Source organism: Lysinibacillus telephonicus, assembly GCF_003966145.1.
GTDB lineage: Bacteria > Bacillota > Bacilli > Bacillales_A > Planococcaceae > Ureibacillus > Ureibacillus telephonicus.
This window is the reverse complement of sequence record NZ_RXNR01000001.1, coordinates 33076-51218: the sequence shown is the minus strand read 5'-3', so window position 1 is coordinate 51218 and position 18143 is coordinate 33076. Positions and strand designations below refer to the sequence as shown.

The window sequence follows — 18143 nt, the reverse complement described above, 5'->3', positions numbered from 1 at the left end:
AGAAAGGAGGAAACAGGAATGACAAAGGTATCTGTACTTAGTCAAACAGGTGCTTCAGTTGGCGAAATCGAATTAAACGATGCAGTTTTCGGAATTGAGCCAAACGAAGCAGTATTATTCGACGCAGTAATCGCTCAACGCGCTTCTCTACGTCAAGGTAATCATAAAGTAAAAAACCGCTCTGAAGTTTCTGGTGGTGGACGTAAACCATGGCGTCAAAAAGGAACTGGCCGTGCACGTCAAGGTTCTATCCGCTCTCCACAATGGCGCGGTGGTGGTGTCGTATTCGGACCAACTCCACGCAGCTACAGCTATAAATTACCGAAGAAAGTTCGTCGCTTAGCTCTTAAATCAGCTTTATCAGCTAAAGTTGTAGAACAAAACTTCGTAGTTCTTGATGCATTACAATTAGATGCACCAAAAACTAAAGATTTCGTAGCGATCTTAAATAACTTAAACATTGATTCAAAAGCTTTATTCGTAACAGCTGAGCTAAATGAAAACGTAGCATTATCTGCTCGTAACATCCCTGGTGTAACTGTTTTAACAGCTGCAGGAATCAACGTTCTTGATCTATTAGGTCACGACAAAGTTGTTTTCACAAAAGCTGCAGTAGAAAAAGTTGAGGAGGTGCTTGGATAATGGAAGCACGTGATATCATTAAACGTCCGGTCATTACTGAGCGTTCTTCAGAACTTTTGGCTGACAAAAAATACACTTTCGAAGTTGATGTTCGCGCAAACAAAACTCAAGTTAAAGATGCTGTAGAAGCTATCTTTGATGTAAAAGTTGAAAAAGTGAACATTATGAATTACAAAGGTAAATTTAAACGCGTTGGTAAATTCGGTGGTTATACAAACAAACGCCGTAAAGCAATCGTTAAATTAACTGCTGATAGTAAAGAAATCGAAATTTTTGAGATCTAATATCTTAGAAGATATAAAGTGAACAATTAAGAAGGAGGGAAAACAAATGGCGATTAAAAAGTATAAACCAACCTCAAATGGTCGTCGTAACATGACGTCATCTGACTTTGCGGAAATTACTACTAATAAACCTGAAAAGTCTTTATTAGAACCAATCAAACGCAAAGCTGGTCGCAACAACCAAGGTAAAATTACTGTTCGTCATCATGGTGGCGGTCATAAGAAGCAATATCGCGTAATCGACTTCAAACGTCTTAAAGATGGAATTCCAGGACGCGTTGCTACTATTGAATATGATCCAAACCGCTCTGCGAATATCGCATTAATTAACTACGCTGACGGTGAAAAACGTTACATCTTAGCTCCAAAAGGATTAGAAGTTGGTCAAACAATCGAATCTGGTCCAGATGCAGACATTAAAGTAGGTAACGCATTACCATTAGCAAACATTCCAATGGGTACTACAATCCATAACATCGAGTTAAAACCTGGTAAAGGTGGACAATTGGTACGTTCTGCTGGTACTTCTGCACAAGTACTTGGTCGTGAAGGCAAATACGTAATCATCCGTCTACAATCTGGTGAAGTTCGCTTAGTATTAGCAACTTGCCGTGCTACTATCGGTCAAGTTGGTAACGAACAACACGAACTTATCCACATTGGTAAAGCAGGTCGTTCTCGTTGGTTAGGTAAACGCCCAACTGTTCGTGGTTCTGTAATGAACCCTAACGATCACCCACACGGTGGTGGTGAAGGACGTTCTCCAATCGGACGTAAATCTCCAATGACACCTTGGGGTAAACCAGCTCTTGGTTATAAAACTCGCAAGAAGAAAAACAAAACTAATAAGTTAATCATTCGTAGTCGCAAAAAATAATGTGATAAAACTACGGTTCGGTATTCCGGCCGTGGTGGAGTCACGGAGGGAGGTTCCTAAATGGGTCGCAGCTTGAAAAAAGGACCTTTTGTGGATGATCACTTAATGAAAAAGGTTGAAGCACAACAAGGTTCTGAGAAAAAACAAGTTATTAAAACTTGGTCTCGCCGTTCTACTATCTTCCCGAATTTCATCGGACTAACGATCGCAGTATATGATGGACGCAAACATGTTCCTGTATACGTGACAGAAGATATGGTAGGTCATAAATTAGGCGAGTTCGCACCAACACGTACTTACAAAGGTCACGGTGCGGATGACAAGAAAACAAGACGCTAATTTTGAGAGGAGGTAAATCCTAATGACACAAGCTAAAGCTATCGCTCGCACAGTGCGCATCGCTCCTCGTAAAGTTCGCCTAGTAGTAGACTTAATCCGAGGCAAGCAAGTTGGTGAAGCAGTTGCAATTTTACGTCATACTCCAAAAGCGGCGTCTCCAGTCGTTGAGAAAGTATTAAAATCTGCAGTTGCTAACGCTGAGCACAACTATGAATTAGATGTAAACAACCTAGTTGTTTCTGAGATCTTTGTAGATGAAGGTCCAACATTAAAACGTTTCCGTCCACGTGCACAAGGACGTGCAAGCGCAATTAATAAACGCACAAGCCACATTACTGTAGTGGTATCTGAGAAGAAGGAGGGTTAATCCGTGGGTCAAAAAGTACATCCAATAGGACTGCGAGTTGGTATTATTCGTGACTGGGAGTCAAAATGGTACGCTGAAAAAGAATATGCGACTTTACTTCACGAAGATATTAAAATTCGTAAATATATCGAATCTGCTTTAAAAGATGCATCAGTTTCTAAAGTAGAAATCGAGCGCGCTGCAAATCGCGTAAACATTACAATTCACACTGCGAAACCAGGTATGGTAATCGGTAAAGGCGGTACAGAAGTAGAAAACTTACGTAAATACCTTAACGATTTAACTGGTAAACGTGTACACATTAACATCGTAGAAATTAAAAAAGCTGATCTTGATGCTCGTTTAGTAGCTGAAAACATCGCTCGTCAACTTGAGAACCGCGTATCATTCCGCCGTGCTCAAAAACAAGCAATCCAACGCACAATCCGTGCTGGTGCAAAAGGAATTAAAACACAAGTATCTGGTCGTTTAGGTGGCGCTGATATCGCGCGTGCTGAACATTACAGCGAAGGAACTGTTCCACTTCATACTCTTCGTGCTGACATTGACTATGCTCATGCAGAAGCTGACACTACTTATGGTAAATTAGGTGTTAAAGTATGGATTTACCGTGGTGAAGTCCTTCCTACGAAGAAGAACTCTGTGGAAGGAGGCAAATAATTATGTTATTACCAAAACGCGTTAAATATCGTCGTGAACACCGTGGTAACATGCGTGGTGAAGCGAAAGGCGGTAAAGAAGTAGCTTTTGGTGAATGGGGCTTACAAGCAACAACTGCAAGCTGGATCACTAACCGTCAAATCGAAGCTGCCCGTATCGCAATGACACGTTACATGAAACGTGGCGGTAAAGTTTGGATTAAAATTTTCCCACATAAACCTTACACTAAAAAGCCTCTAGAGGTACGTATGGGTTCTGGTAAAGGTTCTCCAGAAGGTTGGGTAGCAGTAGTAAAACCAGGAAAAGTAATGTTTGAAGTTGCAGGTGTATCTGAAGAGATAGCACGCGAAGCACTTCGTTTAGCATCACACAAACTTCCTGTTAAATGTAAAATTGTGAAACGTCAAGAAACTGGTGGTGAATCTAATGAAAGCTAATGAAATCCGTGACCTTGCCACTTCTGAAATTGAATTAAAAGTGAAATCACTGAAAGAAGAGCTTTTCAACCTTCGCTTCCAATTGGCGACTGGTCAATTAGAAAACACAGCTCGCATTCGCGAAGTTCGTAAAGCGATTGCGCGCATGAAAACTGTGATTCGTGAAAGAGAAATCAGCGCAAATAACTGATAAGGAGGTTTGAAAGAATGACTGAGCGTAACCAACGCAAAGTTTACACAGGCCGTGTCGTTTCAGATAAAATGGACAAAACAGTTACTGTTCTTGTTGAAACTTATAAGAAACACAAATTATACGGAAAACGTGTAAAATACTCTAAAAAATTCAAGGCTCATGATGAGTTAAATGAAGCGAAAATCGGTGATATCGTACGTATCATGGAAACTCGCCCGCTATCAGCTACTAAGCGTTTCCGCCTAGTGGAAATCGTAGAAAAAGCGGTTATTATTTAATACATTTCGGAAACATTCATATTCCGAAGGGAGGTAACCTAAGTGATCCAACAAGAAACTCGTATGAAAGTTGCTGACAACTCAGGTGCACGTGAAGTTTTAACAATTAAAGTGCTTGGTGGTTCTGGCCGTAAAACTGCTAACATCGGTGATATCGTAGTTTGTACAGTTAAGAAAGCAACACCAGGAGGCGTTGTCAAGAAAGGTGACGTTGTTAAGGCTGTTGTCGTTCGCACAAAATCTGGCGTTCGCCGTAAAGATGGTACTTATATTAAATTTGACGAAAATGCTTGCGTAATCATCAAAGACGATAAGTCACCACGCGGAACTCGTATTTTCGGGCCTGTTGCACGTGAATTACGTGATAGCAACTTCATGAAAATCGTTTCATTAGCTCCAGAAGTTCTTTAATTTCATGATAGTACCAATCAAGGAGGTGCGACACATAATGCATGTTAAAAAGGGCGACAAAGTAAAAGTTATTACTGGTAAAGATAAAGGTAAAGTTGGCGTTGTTCTAGCTGCTTACCCAAAACAAGACCGTGTTCTTGTTGAAGGTGTAAACATCGTGAAAAAGCACGTTAAACCTAACCAGTTAAACCCACAAGGTGGAATCGTAAGCCAAGAAGCTGCAATCCACGTATCGAACGTAATGCTAATCGATCCTAAATCTGGCGAGCCGACTCGTGTAGGTTACAAAATCGAAGATGGCAAAAAAGTTCGTGTTGCAAAAAAATCAGGTGCAGTAATCGACTAATAAGTAAATTGAGAAGGGAGGTACGAACATGAGCCGCCTAAAAGAAAAATATTTAAAAGAAGTTTCTCCTGCTCTAATGAGCAAATTTAATTATAAATCAGTAATGCAAGTGCCTAAAGTTGAAAAAATCGTTATCAACATGGGTGTTGGTGATGCAGTACAAAACTCTAAAGCATTAGATGCTGCTGTAGAAGAATTAACAATCATCACTGGTCAAAAACCAGTAGTAACAAGAGCGAAAAAATCGATTGCAGGTTTCCGTCTTCGTGAAGGAATGCCTATCGGTGCAAAAGTTACACTACGTGGTGAACGTATGTATGAATTCTTGGATAAATTAATTGCTATCGCACTTCCACGTGTACGTGACTTCCGTGGTGTTTCTAAAAACGCATTTGATGGTCGCGGAAACTACACATTAGGTGTTAAAGAACAATTAATTTTCCCTGAGATCGATTACGATAAAGTTTCAAAAGTACGCGGTATGGACATCGTGATCGTAACAACTGCGAATTCTGATGAAGAAGCTCGCGAGTTATTGACACAATTCGGTATGCCGTTCCAAAAGTAATAAAACAAGGAGGGCGAAAACGTGGCTAAAAAATCAATGGTCATTAAACAACAACGTAAGCAAAAGTTTAAAGTTCAAGAATATACACGTTGTGAACGCTGTGGTCGTCCACATTCTGTATATCGTAAATTTAAACTTTGCCGTATTTGTTTCCGTGAACTTGCATATAAGGGACAAATTCCTGGCGTTAAAAAAGCTAGCTGGTAATCCCCTAAATTGGGAAGGAGGTAAAATTTATGACAATGACAGATCCAATTGCAGATATGCTTACACGCATTCGTAATGCTAACATGGTTCGTCACGAAAAGTTAGAAGTACCCGCTTCCAACTTAAAGAAAGAAATCGCTGAAATTTTAAAGCGTGAAGGTTTCGTTCGTGATGTTGAGTATGTTGAAGATAATAAGCAAGGTATCATCCGTATCTTCTTAAAATATGGAAAAGATAACGAACGTGTTATCACTGGTTTAAAACGTATTTCAAAACCAGGTTTACGCGTATATGCTAAAACAAACGAAGTACCAAAAGTACTAAATGGTTTAGGTATCGCTTTAGTATCAACTTCTCAAGGTGTATTAACTGACAAAGAAGCACGTGCTAAAAAAGTTGGCGGAGAAATCTTAGCTTACATTTGGTAATAAGTAATAAATGAATGGAGGTGCAACTAAATGTCTCGTGTAGGTAAAAAACCAATTGAGGTTCCAGCTAACGTTACTGTGACTGTTGCTGATGACAACACAGTTACTGTTAAAGGACCAAAAGGCGAATTAACTCGTCAATTCAACAAAGATATGAAAATTGAGCAAGAAGGCAACATCATCACAGTTGTTCGTCCTTCTGAATCAAAAGAACACCGTACTATTCACGGTACAACTCGTGCCTTACTAGCAAACATGGTAACTGGTGTTTCTGAAGGATTCTCTCGTTCTCTAGAACTTATCGGTGTAGGTTACCGTGCGCAACTACAAGGTAAAAAGCTTGTTCTTAACGTTGGTTACTCTCACCCAGTAGAGTTCACACCAGAAGAAGGTCTAGAAATCGAAGTTCCTTCAAACACAAAAGTAGTCGTTAAAGGCATTAGTAAAGAACGCGTTGGTGCTTTTGCATCTAACATCCGTGACGTTCGTCCACCAGAGCCATATAAAGGTAAAGGTATCCGCTATGAAGGCGAATTCGTACGTCGTAAAGAAGGTAAAACAGGTAAATAATGCTGCATAAAGCGTTAGAAAGGAGTGACCTCTGTGATTACGAAACAAGATAAAAATCAAGTTCGTAAAAAACGTCATGCGCGTGTTCGTTCTAAAATTTCGGGTACTGCTGAGCGTCCACGTTTAAACGTATTCCGTTCAAACAAGAACATCTATGCGCAAATTATTGACGATGTTGCAGGCGTAACACTTGTTAGTGCATCAACTCAAGAAAAAGATTTCGAGGGTGCAGGTAGCAATGTAGAAGCTGCGGCAAAAATTGGTGAAACAATCGCTAAACGCGCTGCGGAAAAAAATATTACTGCTGTTGTATTTGACCGTGGTGGTTACTTATATCATGGACGTGTGAAAGCTTTAGCTGAAGCTGCACGTGAAAACGGCTTAGAATTTTAATAAGAAGGAGGGACATACTTCATGAGTCGCATTGACGCAAACAAACTTGAACTTGAAGAACGCGTAGTTACTATTAACCGCGTAGCTAAAGTTGTTAAAGGTGGACGTCGCTTCCGCTTTACAGCACTAGTTGTTGTAGGTGATAAAAACGGTCATGTAGGTTTCGGTACTGGTAAAGCTCAAGAGGTTCCAGATGCTATCCGCAAAGCTGTTGAAGACGCGAAGAAAAACTTAATCGAAGTGCCACGTGTTGGTGGAACAACTCCACATGATGTAGTTGGTCACTTTGGAGCAGGTAAAATCTTAGTAAAACCTGCTGCTCCAGGTACTGGAGTTATCGCTGGTGGTCCTGTACGTGCCGTACTTGAACTTGCTGGTATTACTGATATTCTTTCAAAATCTCTAGGTTCAAACACACCTATTAACATGGTGCGTGCAACTATTGCAGGTTTAACTGAACTAAAACGCGCAGAGGACGTTGCAAAACTTCGCGGTAAATCAGTGGAAGAACTATTAGGATAAGGGGGGAATTATAATGGCTAATAAATTAGAAATCACCCTTACTAAATCGTTGATCGGTACAAAGCCACAACAACGTAAAATTGTTGAAGCTTTAGGTTTACGTAAAGTTAATCATACTGTAGAACAAGCTGACAACGCAGCTATCCGCGGTATGTTAGATAAAGTAGCTCACTTAGTTACTGTAAAAGAAAATTAATTTTCAAACATTGAACAAGGAGGTGCCACCCATATGAAACTTCATGAGTTAAAACCAGCAGAAGGATCTCGTAAAGAGCGTAACCGTGTTGGTCGTGGTATCGGTTCTGGTAACGGTAAAACTGCAGGTAAAGGTCATAAAGGTCAAAACGCTCGTTCTGGCGGCGGCGTTCGTCCTGGATTTGAGGGGGGTCAAAACCCACTATTCCGTCGTTTACCAAAACGCGGCTTTACGAACATCAACCGTAAAGAATACGCTATCGTTAACCTTGATGCATTAAATCGTTTCGAAGATGGTGCAGAAGTAACACCTGCATTATTATTAGAAACTGGTATTGTGAGCAACGAAAAAGCAGGAGTTAAGATTCTAGGTAATGGAACACTTAACAAAAAGCTTAACGTTAAAGCTCAAAAGTTCTCTGCTTCGGCTAAAGAAGCAATTGAGAACGCTGGCGGAACTACTGAGGTGATTTAATGTTTCAAACAATCTCAAACTTTATGCGCGTTCGAGATATAAGAAATAAAATCATTTTCACGCTTTTGATGTTAATCGTTTTTCGTATTGGAACTTTTATTCCAGTACCAAATGTTGACGCTGATGTATTAAAGGTTGCCGATCAATTCAATTTAATTGGTTTCCTTAATACATTTGGCGGTGGTGCTTTGTCAAACTTCTCAATCTTTGCATTGGGTATTATGCCTTACATCACGGCCTCTATTATTGTTCAGTTACTACAAATGGATGTTGTTCCGAAGTTTGCAGAATGGGCAAAACAAGGTGACGTAGGTCGACGTAAATTGGCTCAAGTCACTCGTTATTTAACAGTTGTTTTAGCCTTCATTCAAGCTTTCGCTATGTCTTTTGGTTTTAACCAAATGTACGGTGGTACGTTAATTACTGATACAAGTATAATGTCGTACGTAACAATTGCGATCGTTTTAACTGCAGGTACATCCTTCCTTTTATGGTTAGGTGAACAAATTACTGCTCACGGTGTTGGAAATGGTATATCAGTAGTCATTTTTGCAGGGATCGTTGCTGCAATTCCAACATCAGTGAACCAAATCTATGCACAACAAATCGAGGATGCTGGAGATCAACTTTTCATTCGAATCGCTATCCTAGTATTACTTGCTTTAGTTATGCTAGCTGTTGTAGTTGGAGTTATCTACATTCAACAAGCGTTGCGTAAAATTCCAATTCAATATGCAAAACGAGTTGCGGGTCGTAATCAACAAGTTGGTGGACAACAAACTCATTTACCGTTAAAAGTAAATGCTGCTGGGGTTATTCCAGTAATCTTTGCAATTGCGTTCATTGTTACACCTCAAACTTTAGCTACGTTCTTCGGCCAAAACAGTGTCACTAGCTTCATTCAAAGCACGTTTGATTATACAAAACCTGTTGGAATGATAATTTATATTGCATTGATAATTCTATTTACGTTTTTCTATGCATTTATTCAAGTGAATCCTGAAAACTTGGCTGACAACTTGAAAAAACAAGGTGCTTATATTCCTGGTATTCGTCCAGGTAATGACACTCAAAGTTACTTAACAAAAGTATTGTATCGTTTAACATTTGTTGGTGCTATATTCTTAGTAGTCATTTCTGTGCTGCCAATTCTATTCATTAATTTCATGAACCTACCTGCTTCGGCTCAAATTGGTGGTACTAGTGTAATTATCGTAGTTGGTGTTGCTTTAGAAACGATGAAACAGCTTGAAGCACAACTAGTAAAACGTCATTACAAAGGCTTTATGAAATAATTGCGGGTTTTAGGAAACGTTTAAGTTTCCTAAGCCAGCTAGCTTTAGGGGGAGTAATTCCGTATGAATATCGTTTTAATGGGTTTGCCTGGTGCTGGTAAAGGCACACAAGCAGACAAAATTGTTGAGAAGTACGAAATCCCTCATATTTCTACAGGCGATATGTTCCGTGCAGCAATTAAAGATGGCACAGAATTAGGTTTACAAGCTAAATCGTATATGGATCAAGGTGCTTTAGTACCTGATGAAGTAACGATTGGCATCGTTCGTGAACGACTTGCTCAAAAAGATTGTGAAAAAGGCTTCTTATTAGACGGATTCCCGCGTACAGTTCCTCAAGCTGAAGCGTTAGACAGCATCTTAGTCGAACTTGGGAAGAAAATTGAACATACAATTAATATTCAAGTTGAAAAAGATGAACTTATTGCACGTCTAAGTGGTCGTCGTATTTGTAAAGTTTGCGGTGCATCTTATCATGTGATTTTTAACCCTCCTAAAGTGGAAGGTAAATGTGATAAAGATGGCGGCGAATTATATACTCGTGCGGACGATAATCCTGAAACGGTGGCAAACCGTCTGGAAGTAAATATGAATCAAGCTCAGCCTTTACTTGATTTTTATGAAGCTAAAGGTGTTTTAACAAATATTGATGGTCAGCAAGATATTGACAAAGTATTTGCTGATTTAAACGCTCTATTACTACAGGGCAGCCGCAGCTGATACCCGGCATTAGGCGAAAGTCAAACTGCTTTTCGCGGGAGATTGCGGGTGCAACAAAAAAACAATAATTTTTGAGAGTTGCAAAAGCATAATGTGCCCGGTATACATTGAAAACAAAAGAATATAATTTTATATTTATTTTGTGATTAGTGTAATGGGTTTCGTGGAAGCATCTGTGTAACGGGTATGAATCTCTCATTCAAGACATTCCGGCTATCGTGAATAACATAAGGAAGGCAAGTTTCCTTAACCGGATCTAGTCCATTCCCTGGATTGTGTGAAGCGAAACCAGACGAGCGTCTTTCGAACATCTCTCATACAATCCAAGCATATGTTGATGGAGTTGCTTCTTATTTGGAAGAAAACAGTTGCATAGATTCTCTGTTTCGTGTATGTTAGAGAATCGGAAATTGCATATAGAAGGGAGACAGGATTGATGGCGAAAGACGATGTAATTGAAGTCGAAGGAACAGTTGTTGAGACTTTGCCAAACGCGATGTTTAAGGTAGAATTAGAAAATGGGCACACGGTGCTTGCACACGTATCTGGAAAGATCCGTATGCACTTTATCCGAATTTTACCTGGAGATAAGGTTACTATCGAGTTATCTCCTTATGATTTAACTCGCGGTCGTATCACATACCGTTTTAAATAATCTTTTGCACTCCGGACTATTAAGGAGGTTAGGTTAGATGAAAGTGAGACCATCTGTGAAACCGATCTGCGAAAAATGTAAAGTAATTCGCCGACGCGGTAAAGTAATGGTAATCTGTGAAAATCCTAAGCATAAACAAAAACAAGGATAATTAAAAGGAGGTGCGCTAAAGAATGGCACGTATTGCTGGTGTTGATATTCCTCGTGACAAACGCGTGGTAATTTCATTAACTTACATCTACGGAATTGGTAAAACTACATCTCAAAAAGTATTAGCTGCTGCTGGTGTTTCTGAAGATACTCGCGTACGCGATCTTACTGAAGATGAATTAAACAAAATCCGTGAACAATTAGATAAATACAAAGTTGAGGGTGACTTACGTCGTGAAGTTTCACTTAACATTAAACGCTTGATGGAAATCGGTTCTTTCCGTGGTATCCGTCACCGTCGTGGTTTACCTGTTCGTGGTCAAAATACGAAAAACAATGCGCGTACGCGTAAAGGTCCTCGTAAAACTGTAGCGAACAAGAAAAAATAATAAGTAAAGGGGGTTCCTTCTTAACATGGCTCGTAAACAACAAACTCGTAAACGTCGTGTGAAAAAGAATATTGAATCTGGTATTGCACACATTCGTTCTACATTTAACAATACAATCGTAACGATTACAGATATGCAAGGTAACGCAGTATCTTGGTCTAGTGCTGGTGCGCTTGGTTTCAAAGGCTCACGTAAATCTACTCCATACGCTGCTCAAATGGCTGCTGAGGCTGCTGCAAAAGCATCCCTTGAACATGGTCTGAAGACGTTGGAAGTAACTGTTAAAGGTCCTGGTGCTGGTCGTGAAGCTGCTATCCGTGCACTTCAAGCTGCTGGTTTAGAAGTAACTGCAATCAAAGATGTTACTCCAGTTCCACATAACGGTTGCCGTCCGCCAAAACGTCGTCGTGTGTAATGGGTGCATCTCAAATTTCTTTTGAGTTCATCATTGCTTGTACAGAATAAAATCTTGTGCAATTTTATAAAGTCAACGATTTTTGACTATTATGATGGTATGAACCTATACATTCGATGTTTTGAAGGAGGGTAAATTGAATGATCGAAATTGAAAAACCAAAGATTGAAACTGTTGAGATCAGCGAAGATTCCAAATATGGCAAGTTTGTTGTAGAACCGCTTGAACGCGGATATGGAAACACTTTGGGTAATTCTTTACGTCGTATCCTTCTGTCTTCATTACCAGGAGCTGCTGTTACATCTATCCAAATTGATGGTGTATTACACGAATTTTCAACTGTAGAAGGTGTAGTAGAAGACGTTGCTTCAATTATTTTGAATATCAAAAAACTTGCACTGAAAATCTACTCTGATGAAGAAAAAGTTATTGAGATTGATGTGAAAGGTGATGCAACAGTTACAGCTGCTGACATTACGCATGACAGTGACGTTGAAATACTAAATCCAGATCTTTATATTGCAACAATCGCTAAAAATGGTCATTTACGTATGCGTATGTATGCTCGACGTGGCCGTGGTTACACTCCTGCTGATCAAAACAAACGTGAGGATCTTCCTATCGGCGTGATCCCGATCGACTCTATTTACACTCCAGTTTCACGCGTTAATTTTCAAGTGGAGAACACTCGTGTTGGACAGAATTCTGATTTCGACAAGTTATCACTTGATGTGTGGACAGATGGTAGCATCGGTCCAAAAGAGGCGATTTCGCTCGGAGCAAAAATTTTGACTGAGCACCTTAATATCTTCGTAGGCTTAACGAATGAAGCACAAACTGCTGAAATCATGGTCGAAAAAGAAGAGGATCAAAAAGAAAAAGTTTTAGAGATGACGATTGAAGAACTAGATCTTTCTGTTCGTTCTTACAACTGCTTAAAACGCGCTGGTATCAATACGGTATTAGAACTTGCGAATAAGTCTGAAGACGACATGATGAAAGTACGTAATCTTGGTCGTAAGTCGCTAGAAGAAGTAAAAGCAAAATTAGAAGAGCTTGGTTTAGGATTACGCAAAGAAGACTAAGCAAGTGAATGAATCTATATAGATCAGAAATAAAGGAGGGAACGTCCATGGGTTACAGAAAACTTGGTCGTACAAGTTCTCAACGTAAAGCGTTATTACGTGATTTAGCTACAGATTTAATCATCAACGAACGCATTGAAACAACTGAAGCACGTGCTAAAGAATTACGTTCTGTAGTTGAAAAAATGATTACTTTAGGTAAACGTGGAGACTTACATGCTCGTCGTCAAGCGGCTGCATTTATCCGTCGTGAAGTAGTAACAACTACTGACGCAGAAGGTAACGAAACAACTTCATTTGCACTTCAAAAGTTATTTGATGATGTTGCACCACGTTACGCTGATCGTCAAGGTGGTTACACTCGTATCCTTAAAGTAGGACCTCGCCGTGGAGACGGTGCACCTGTAGTTGTTATTGAATTAGTATAATTTGATTATATTATCAAATAAACTACTGGTAAAAGAGGGTGTCCGGTTCACCGGTTGAACCCGGACCCCTCTCTTTTTATAAGCATTAAAATGATTTATACGACAATAAAATGGCTTGAGCGTTATAATGAGCGAGCACTATGCGTGCGGCGTCTCGTCTAGCTCTCCGCACCTCATTCATAAGAACACGGAAATGAGCAGCCGTGTTCTTGTTTCTAAATGTAATTAGCGCATTTCTCTGAATGAGGTGCGCGCTTTTTTATTCTCTTAAAAATGGCAAAGTATACCAACTTCATAGTTTGCCTAAAAGTTAATACATATACAAAAATAAAGTACGTTTCTAAAACTAATCGGTTAGTTCATTTGTAAACGTACCTTATTTTTATATATGTAGAATCATTGTCTAATACATCAAAAATGGTAGCAATGAACATAAAAACAGTGTAAGTTAGTTAGTAGAGTGAGTTTGAGAGGAGCTAGGCAAGTGACAGAGATTTTATCATTTAACAACGTAAGTTACTCTTATAGTCCAGAAATTCCGGATGCCCGCAAAGCTGTTCAAAATGTATCCTTCTCCATCCAAAAAGGGGAATGGATTGCAATCGTCGGTCATAATGGTTCTGGAAAATCAACTATGGTTAAAATGGTAAGCGGATTACTTTTCCCTCAAGAAGGAGAAGTCCGTTTTATGAAAGATGTATTAACTGAAGAAAATCTTTGGAAAACGAGATCAAATATCGGAATGGTATTCCAAAATCCTGATAACCAATTCGTTGGCGCGACAGTACAAGATGATGTTGCATTTGCATTAGAAAACAACGGTGTGCCTTTTGAAGATATGGTAAAACGCGTTCATACTTCGCTAGAACAAGTAAAGATGGACAAGTTTTTAAATCATGAACCCCACCATTTATCTGGTGGTCAGAAGCAACGTGTTGCAATAGCAGGTGCAATTGCTATGCGGCCTAAACTACTTATTTTAGATGAGGCTACATCGATGCTCGACCCTCAAGGTAGAGATGAAGTATTAAAAACTGTTCGCGCATTGCGTGAAGAAACAGGTTTAACTGTGCTTTCCATCACACATGATGTGGAGGAGGCGCTATATGCAGACCGTATTTTATTTATGAATGACGGGAAAAAATATGCTGAAGGTACACCAACTGAAATATTTGCTTTAGGGGATAAGCTTGTAGAATTTGGTTTAGAACTGCCCTTTGCGATGAGAATGACAAAGCTTTTCCAATCAAAGGGTGTACAGCTAGCAGGAGAACATATGACAGAAGAAGAGTTGGTGAATGATTTATGGACATCAAACTTCAACAAGTAAGTTACGCCTATTCAATGGGTACACCTTTTGAGAAGTTTGCATTATTCGATGTAGATTTAACAATTCCGTCGAAAACATATCAAGCAATAATAGGGCATACTGGATCGGGCAAATCAACCATCCTACAGCATTTTAATGGCCTTTTAAAACCTTCAAAGGGACAAGTACATATTGGGGAACGTGTGATTGAAGCTGGAAAAAAGGCGAAGGAGTTAAAACCTATACGCCAAAAAGTTGGAATAGTCTTTCAGTTTCCAGAACATCAATTGTTTGAAGAGACTGTTTTAAAAGATATTATGTTTGGCCCAATGAACTTTGGAGTGTCAGAGCAGGAAGCTGAACAGCGTGCTCGGGAGCTTATTAAATTAGTAGGTCTTCCTGAAGGAGTGTTAAATAAATCCCCGTTCGACTTATCTGGGGGCCAAATGCGCCGTGTAGCAATTGCTGGAGTTCTTGCAATGGATCCTGAAGTAATTGTATTGGACGAGCCAACAGCAGGTTTAGATCCACGTGGTCAACGTGAAATTATGGATATGTTTTATCAGCTCCATAAAGAGCGGGGACTTACGACAATACTTGTTACACACAGTATGGAAGATGCAGCTCGGTATGCAGATAATATTGCTATAATGCATGAAGGGCATTGCGTGTTAAGTGGAACACCTAGAGAAATTTTTGCGGACGGCAAGACGCTCGAAAATTATCGTTTAGAATTGCCTCATATCGTTCGTTTCCAACAAAAAATTGAAGCGATGTTAAATCAGAAACTATCGAAAATCTGTTTAACAGAAGAAGAGTTGGCCGAAGAAGTTGCCCGAGCACTACGAGAGGGGCGTGATGTGCAATGATGGAAAAGATGATTTTTGGTCGTTACATCCCTGGGGATTCATTTGTCCATAGATTAGACCCTCGTTCAAAATTGATTTTTGTATTTGCTTTTATCGTAATAGTCTTTTTAGCTAACAATGCTGTGACATATGCTTTCATATTAGCGTTCACATTATTTGTTATCTTTATGTCTAAAATACGTTTGTATTTTTTAATTAATGGTTTAAAACCTGTCATTATATTATTAGTTTTCACGTTCCTTATTCATATTTTATTTACAAGAGAAGGCGATATTCTCTTTGAACTTGGCTTCTTTAAGGTGTATGAGGAAGGATTAAGACAAGGGATATTTATTTCAATTCGTTTCTTAGTGCTCGTATTCATGACATCTATTTTAACACTAACTACTTCACCAATTTCTATTACAGATGGGATTGAAGTATTGTTAAATCCATTAAAGAAGCTTAAAATGCCTGTTCACGAATTAGCATTAATGATGTCGATAGCACTTCGTTTTATTCCAACATTAATGGATGAGACAGATAAGATTATGAAGGCGCAAATGGCACGCGGCTCTGATTTAAGTGCAGGACCACTAAAAGATCGTCTTAAAGCAGTTGTACCTCTTCTTGTACCTCTGTTTGTAAGTGCATTTAAACGTGCGGAGGATTTAGCTACTGCCATGGAAGTACGCGGCTACCGTGGAGGAGAAGGTAGAACACGATATCGCCAGCTAAAATGGGATTGGCGTGATTCATCAAGTATCATCGTGCTAGTAGTGATGACTGCTGTATTAATATTCTTCCGCAGCTAATGCGAGGTGAAGGTATGAGACGTTTAAAAGCAACAATTAGTTATGATGGTACCCTTTTTGCTGGGTATCAAGTTCAGCCTGGAGAACGTACTGTGCAGCTTGAACTGGAGAATGTATTAACAAAAATGCATAAAGGCTCAAAAGTGAAAGTAACTGCTAGTGGGCGTACCGATGCACGCGTCCATGCAACAGGACAAGTCATTCATTTTGATACGAATCTTACAATACCACTCGACCGTTACAAAAAAGCGTTAAATGTGCAGCTGCCTCGCGATATTCGTGTATTGGCAGTTGAAGAGGCAGAAAGTGATTTTCATGCAAGATTTAGTGTAAGCGGCAAACGCTATCGTTACATTTGGAATTGCGAGGAAGTACAAAGTCCTTTTCGCAGACAATACACAGTTGATACGAATGGGGTAAAACCAGATGTTGAAAAAATGCGGGATGCTGCTCAGTTTATTATCGGTACGCATGATTTTTCATGTTTTTGCGCGGCCAATACGAGTGTTGTCGATAAAGTACGCACCGTACATGACCTAACATTTGAGTGGCATGGTGAAGAGTTGCATATGGTAATTGAGGGAAATGGCTTTTTATATAATATGGTGCGAATCATTGCAGGTACACTATGGGAAGTCGGCATCGGCAAACGTGAACCGAGTGATTTACTAGAAATCGTTGCATCGATGGATCGTGGTAAAGCCGGCAAAACCGCGCCAGCACAAGGTTTATACCTTGAAAAAGTATACTATTAATAGCCTGAAGGGTTATTATTTGTTCTCCATTAAATAAAAAACAACTTTTCCAGGTGTGCACATTTTCACTTGACTTCTTTTGTAATTTATTATATTATGACATATGGTATTTTCATTACCAACCACAAATAAGCCCCGAAACTTATAAGTGTATACTAATGAAAAATAACGGTAATCGAATCGATTAGGAGGATATATAAATGCGTACAACATTCTTGGCTAAAGGTCACGAAGTAGAGCGTAAATGGTTAGTTGTTGACGCAGAAGGCCAAACACTTGGACGTTTAGCTTCTGAAGTAGCTTCTATCTTACGCGGTAAACATAAACCAACATTCACACCAAACGTTGACACAGGTGATCACGTAATCATCATCAACGCAGAAAAAATTCAATTAACTGGTAACAAATTAGAAGGTAAAATTTACTACCGTCACACTCAATTCGCTGGTGGTTTAAAACAACGTACAGCTGGTGAAATGAAAGAAAAATACCCAACACAAATGCTTGAATTAGCAGTAAAAGGTATGCTTCCTAAAAACTCTTTAGGTCGTAAAATGTTCGGTAAACTTCACGTTTACGCTGGAGCAGAACATCCACATGCAGCACAAAAACCAGAAAGCTATACGCTTCGCGGATAATTAATTAGAGGAGGATATACACTTGGCACAAGTTCAATATATCGGCACTGGTCGCCGTAAAAGCTCAGTAGCTCGCGTACGTCTAGTACCAGGCGAAGGCAAAATCGTTATCAACAACCGTAACATCGAAGACTACTTACCATTCGAAACTTTACACTTAATCATCAACCAACCTTTAGAAGCTACTCAAACTAAAGGTAGCTACGATGTATTCGTAAACGTAAACGGTGGTGGATTCACTGGTCAAGCTGGTGCAATCCGTCACGGTATCGCTCGTGCGTTACTACAAGTTGACCCAGATTTCCGTCCAGCACTTAAATCTGCAGGTTTACTAACTCGTGACCCACGTATGAAAGAACGTAAAAAATACGGTCTTAAAGGTGCTCGTCGTGCGCCTCAGTTCTCAAAACGTTAATATTACGTATATCAACGTTTTCAAACCCTTTCTT

33 protein-coding genes are annotated in these 18143 nt (G+C 39.6%); all 33 read left to right on the top strand.

Going from position 1 to position 18143, the window contains the following annotated elements:
• The first annotated feature begins 18 nt into the window (after positions 1–18).
• The 33 genes from rplD to rpsI all read left to right on the top strand — a co-directional run bounded on the left by rplD (position 19) and on the right by rpsI (position 18109).
• The gene (gene rplD / locus EKG35_RS00340) at positions 19–642 is read left to right on the top strand and encodes a 50S ribosomal protein L4 (RefSeq protein WP_126292320.1); all 624 of its coding nucleotides are present in this window, start codon (positions 19–21) and stop codon (positions 640–642) included.
• Complete coding sequence (gene rplW, locus EKG35_RS00335; RefSeq protein WP_126292319.1) at positions 642–926, top strand: 50S ribosomal protein L23; 285 nt, start codon at positions 642–644, stop codon at positions 924–926. The genes rplD and rplW overlap by 1 nt, the downstream gene beginning before the upstream one ends.
• 46 nt (positions 927–972) lie before the next feature.
• Entirely contained in the window at positions 973–1803 is an 831-nt protein-coding gene (rplB, locus tag EKG35_RS00330) for a 50S ribosomal protein L2 (RefSeq protein ID WP_126292318.1), read from the top strand.
• A 60-nt stretch (positions 1804–1863) separates the two neighbouring features.
• Complete coding sequence (rpsS, locus tag EKG35_RS00325) at positions 1864–2142, top strand: 30S ribosomal protein S19 (protein ID WP_126292317.1); 279 nt, start codon at positions 1864–1866, stop codon at positions 2140–2142.
• A 22-nt stretch (positions 2143–2164) separates the two neighbouring features.
• Positions 2165–2509 (top strand): 50S ribosomal protein L22, encoded by a 345-nt coding sequence (rplV, locus tag EKG35_RS00320; RefSeq protein ID WP_036183146.1) that lies wholly within the window; start codon positions 2165–2167, stop codon positions 2507–2509.
• A 3-nt stretch (positions 2510–2512) separates the two neighbouring features.
• Entirely contained in the window at positions 2513–3169 is a 657-nt protein-coding gene (gene rpsC / locus EKG35_RS00315; protein ID WP_126292316.1) for a 30S ribosomal protein S3, read from the top strand.
• 2 nt (positions 3170–3171) lie between these two features.
• Positions 3172–3606 carry a 50S ribosomal protein L16 gene (gene rplP / locus EKG35_RS00310; protein WP_126292315.1) on the top strand — a complete coding sequence of 145 codons (435 nt, stop codon included), beginning with the start codon at positions 3172–3174 and terminating at the stop codon, positions 3604–3606.
• Positions 3596–3796, top strand: coding sequence for a 50S ribosomal protein L29 (gene rpmC, locus EKG35_RS00305; protein WP_004233646.1), 201 nt, complete (start codon positions 3596–3598; stop codon positions 3794–3796). The genes rplP and rpmC overlap by 11 nt, the downstream gene beginning before the upstream one ends.
• Before the next feature lie 17 nt (positions 3797–3813).
• On the top strand, positions 3814–4077 hold the full coding sequence (rpsQ, locus tag EKG35_RS00300) for a 30S ribosomal protein S17 (protein ID WP_036172453.1): 264 nt from the start codon (positions 3814–3816) through the stop codon (positions 4075–4077).
• 42 nt (positions 4078–4119) lie between these two features.
• Positions 4120–4488: a 50S ribosomal protein L14 gene (gene rplN, locus EKG35_RS00295; protein ID WP_126292314.1), complete on the top strand. Its 369-nt coding sequence runs from the start codon at positions 4120–4122 to the stop codon at positions 4486–4488.
• A 37-nt stretch (positions 4489–4525) separates the two neighbouring features.
• On the top strand, positions 4526–4834 hold the full coding sequence (gene rplX, locus EKG35_RS00290; protein WP_126292313.1) for a 50S ribosomal protein L24: 309 nt from the start codon (positions 4526–4528) through the stop codon (positions 4832–4834).
• Between the two features lie 28 nt (positions 4835–4862).
• Positions 4863–5402: a 50S ribosomal protein L5 gene (gene rplE, locus EKG35_RS00285; RefSeq protein ID WP_126292312.1), complete on the top strand. Its 540-nt coding sequence runs from the start codon at positions 4863–4865 to the stop codon at positions 5400–5402.
• 21 nt (positions 5403–5423) lie between these two features.
• The gene (locus EKG35_RS00280) at positions 5424–5609 is read left to right on the top strand and encodes a type Z 30S ribosomal protein S14 (RefSeq protein ID WP_097073484.1); all 186 of its coding nucleotides are present in this window, start codon (positions 5424–5426) and stop codon (positions 5607–5609) included.
• 29 nt (positions 5610–5638) lie between these two features.
• Entirely contained in the window at positions 5639–6037 is a 399-nt protein-coding gene (gene rpsH, locus EKG35_RS00275) for a 30S ribosomal protein S8 (RefSeq protein WP_122971283.1), read from the top strand.
• A gap of 30 nt (positions 6038–6067) precedes the next feature.
• Positions 6068–6607 (top strand): 50S ribosomal protein L6, encoded by a 540-nt coding sequence (gene rplF, locus EKG35_RS00270; RefSeq protein ID WP_126292311.1) that lies wholly within the window; start codon positions 6068–6070, stop codon positions 6605–6607.
• Between the two features lie 33 nt (positions 6608–6640).
• On the top strand, positions 6641–7000 hold the full coding sequence (rplR, locus tag EKG35_RS00265) for a 50S ribosomal protein L18 (RefSeq protein ID WP_126292310.1): 360 nt from the start codon (positions 6641–6643) through the stop codon (positions 6998–7000).
• A gap of 21 nt (positions 7001–7021) precedes the next feature.
• The gene (rpsE, locus tag EKG35_RS00260; protein WP_122971286.1) at positions 7022–7522 is read left to right on the top strand and encodes a 30S ribosomal protein S5; all 501 of its coding nucleotides are present in this window, start codon (positions 7022–7024) and stop codon (positions 7520–7522) included.
• A 13-nt stretch (positions 7523–7535) separates the two neighbouring features.
• Complete coding sequence (gene rpmD / locus EKG35_RS00255) at positions 7536–7718, top strand: 50S ribosomal protein L30 (RefSeq protein ID WP_126292309.1); 183 nt, start codon at positions 7536–7538, stop codon at positions 7716–7718.
• A 33-nt stretch (positions 7719–7751) separates the two neighbouring features.
• Positions 7752–8192, top strand: a complete 441-nt coding sequence (gene rplO, locus EKG35_RS00250) for a 50S ribosomal protein L15 (protein WP_126292308.1) — start codon at positions 7752–7754, stop codon at positions 8190–8192.
• Positions 8192–9487 (top strand): preprotein translocase subunit SecY, encoded by a 1296-nt coding sequence (secY, locus tag EKG35_RS00245; protein WP_126292307.1) that lies wholly within the window; start codon positions 8192–8194, stop codon positions 9485–9487. The genes rplO and secY overlap by 1 nt, the downstream gene beginning before the upstream one ends.
• A gap of 63 nt (positions 9488–9550) precedes the next feature.
• Positions 9551–10207 (top strand): adenylate kinase, encoded by a 657-nt coding sequence (locus EKG35_RS00240; protein WP_126292306.1) that lies wholly within the window; start codon positions 9551–9553, stop codon positions 10205–10207.
• 436 nt (positions 10208–10643) lie between these two features.
• On the top strand, positions 10644–10862 hold the full coding sequence (infA, locus tag EKG35_RS00235; RefSeq protein WP_016839390.1) for a translation initiation factor IF-1: 219 nt from the start codon (positions 10644–10646) through the stop codon (positions 10860–10862).
• A 37-nt stretch (positions 10863–10899) separates the two neighbouring features.
• Entirely contained in the window at positions 10900–11013 is a 114-nt protein-coding gene (gene rpmJ / locus EKG35_RS00230; protein WP_000868344.1) for a 50S ribosomal protein L36, read from the top strand.
• Between the two features lie 22 nt (positions 11014–11035).
• Positions 11036–11401 carry a 30S ribosomal protein S13 gene (rpsM, locus tag EKG35_RS00225; RefSeq protein WP_126292305.1) on the top strand — a complete coding sequence of 122 codons (366 nt, stop codon included), beginning with the start codon at positions 11036–11038 and terminating at the stop codon, positions 11399–11401.
• 25 nt (positions 11402–11426) lie between these two features.
• Positions 11427–11816 (top strand): 30S ribosomal protein S11, encoded by a 390-nt coding sequence (rpsK, locus tag EKG35_RS00220; protein ID WP_036172483.1) that lies wholly within the window; start codon positions 11427–11429, stop codon positions 11814–11816.
• Positions 11817–11956: 140 nt separating this feature from the next.
• A complete protein-coding gene (locus EKG35_RS00215) occupies positions 11957–12901 on the top strand; it encodes a DNA-directed RNA polymerase subunit alpha (protein WP_122971292.1) in 945 nt (314 codons plus the stop codon).
• A 47-nt stretch (positions 12902–12948) separates the two neighbouring features.
• A complete protein-coding gene (gene rplQ, locus EKG35_RS00210; RefSeq protein ID WP_126292304.1) occupies positions 12949–13329 on the top strand; it encodes a 50S ribosomal protein L17 in 381 nt (126 codons plus the stop codon).
• Positions 13330–13813: 484 nt separating this feature from the next.
• A complete protein-coding gene (locus EKG35_RS00205) occupies positions 13814–14659 on the top strand; it encodes an energy-coupling factor ABC transporter ATP-binding protein (RefSeq protein ID WP_126292303.1) in 846 nt (281 codons plus the stop codon).
• Positions 14635–15507, top strand: a complete 873-nt coding sequence (locus EKG35_RS00200) for an energy-coupling factor ABC transporter ATP-binding protein (RefSeq protein ID WP_126292302.1) — start codon at positions 14635–14637, stop codon at positions 15505–15507. The genes EKG35_RS00205 and EKG35_RS00200 overlap by 25 nt, the downstream gene beginning before the upstream one ends.
• Positions 15504–16301, top strand: a complete 798-nt coding sequence (locus EKG35_RS00195; protein ID WP_126292301.1) for an energy-coupling factor transporter transmembrane component T family protein — start codon at positions 15504–15506, stop codon at positions 16299–16301. The genes EKG35_RS00200 and EKG35_RS00195 overlap by 4 nt, the downstream gene beginning before the upstream one ends.
• Positions 16302–16315: 14 nt before the next feature.
• Positions 16316–17056 (top strand): tRNA pseudouridine(38-40) synthase TruA, encoded by a 741-nt coding sequence (truA, locus tag EKG35_RS00190; RefSeq protein WP_126292300.1) that lies wholly within the window; start codon positions 16316–16318, stop codon positions 17054–17056.
• Positions 17057–17256: 200 nt separating this feature from the next.
• Complete coding sequence (rplM, locus tag EKG35_RS00185) at positions 17257–17694, top strand: 50S ribosomal protein L13 (RefSeq protein ID WP_126292299.1); 438 nt, start codon at positions 17257–17259, stop codon at positions 17692–17694.
• 22 nt (positions 17695–17716) lie between these two features.
• A complete protein-coding gene (rpsI, locus tag EKG35_RS00180) occupies positions 17717–18109 on the top strand; it encodes a 30S ribosomal protein S9 (RefSeq protein WP_106781794.1) in 393 nt (130 codons plus the stop codon).
• Positions 18110–18143: the final 34 nt, after the last annotated feature.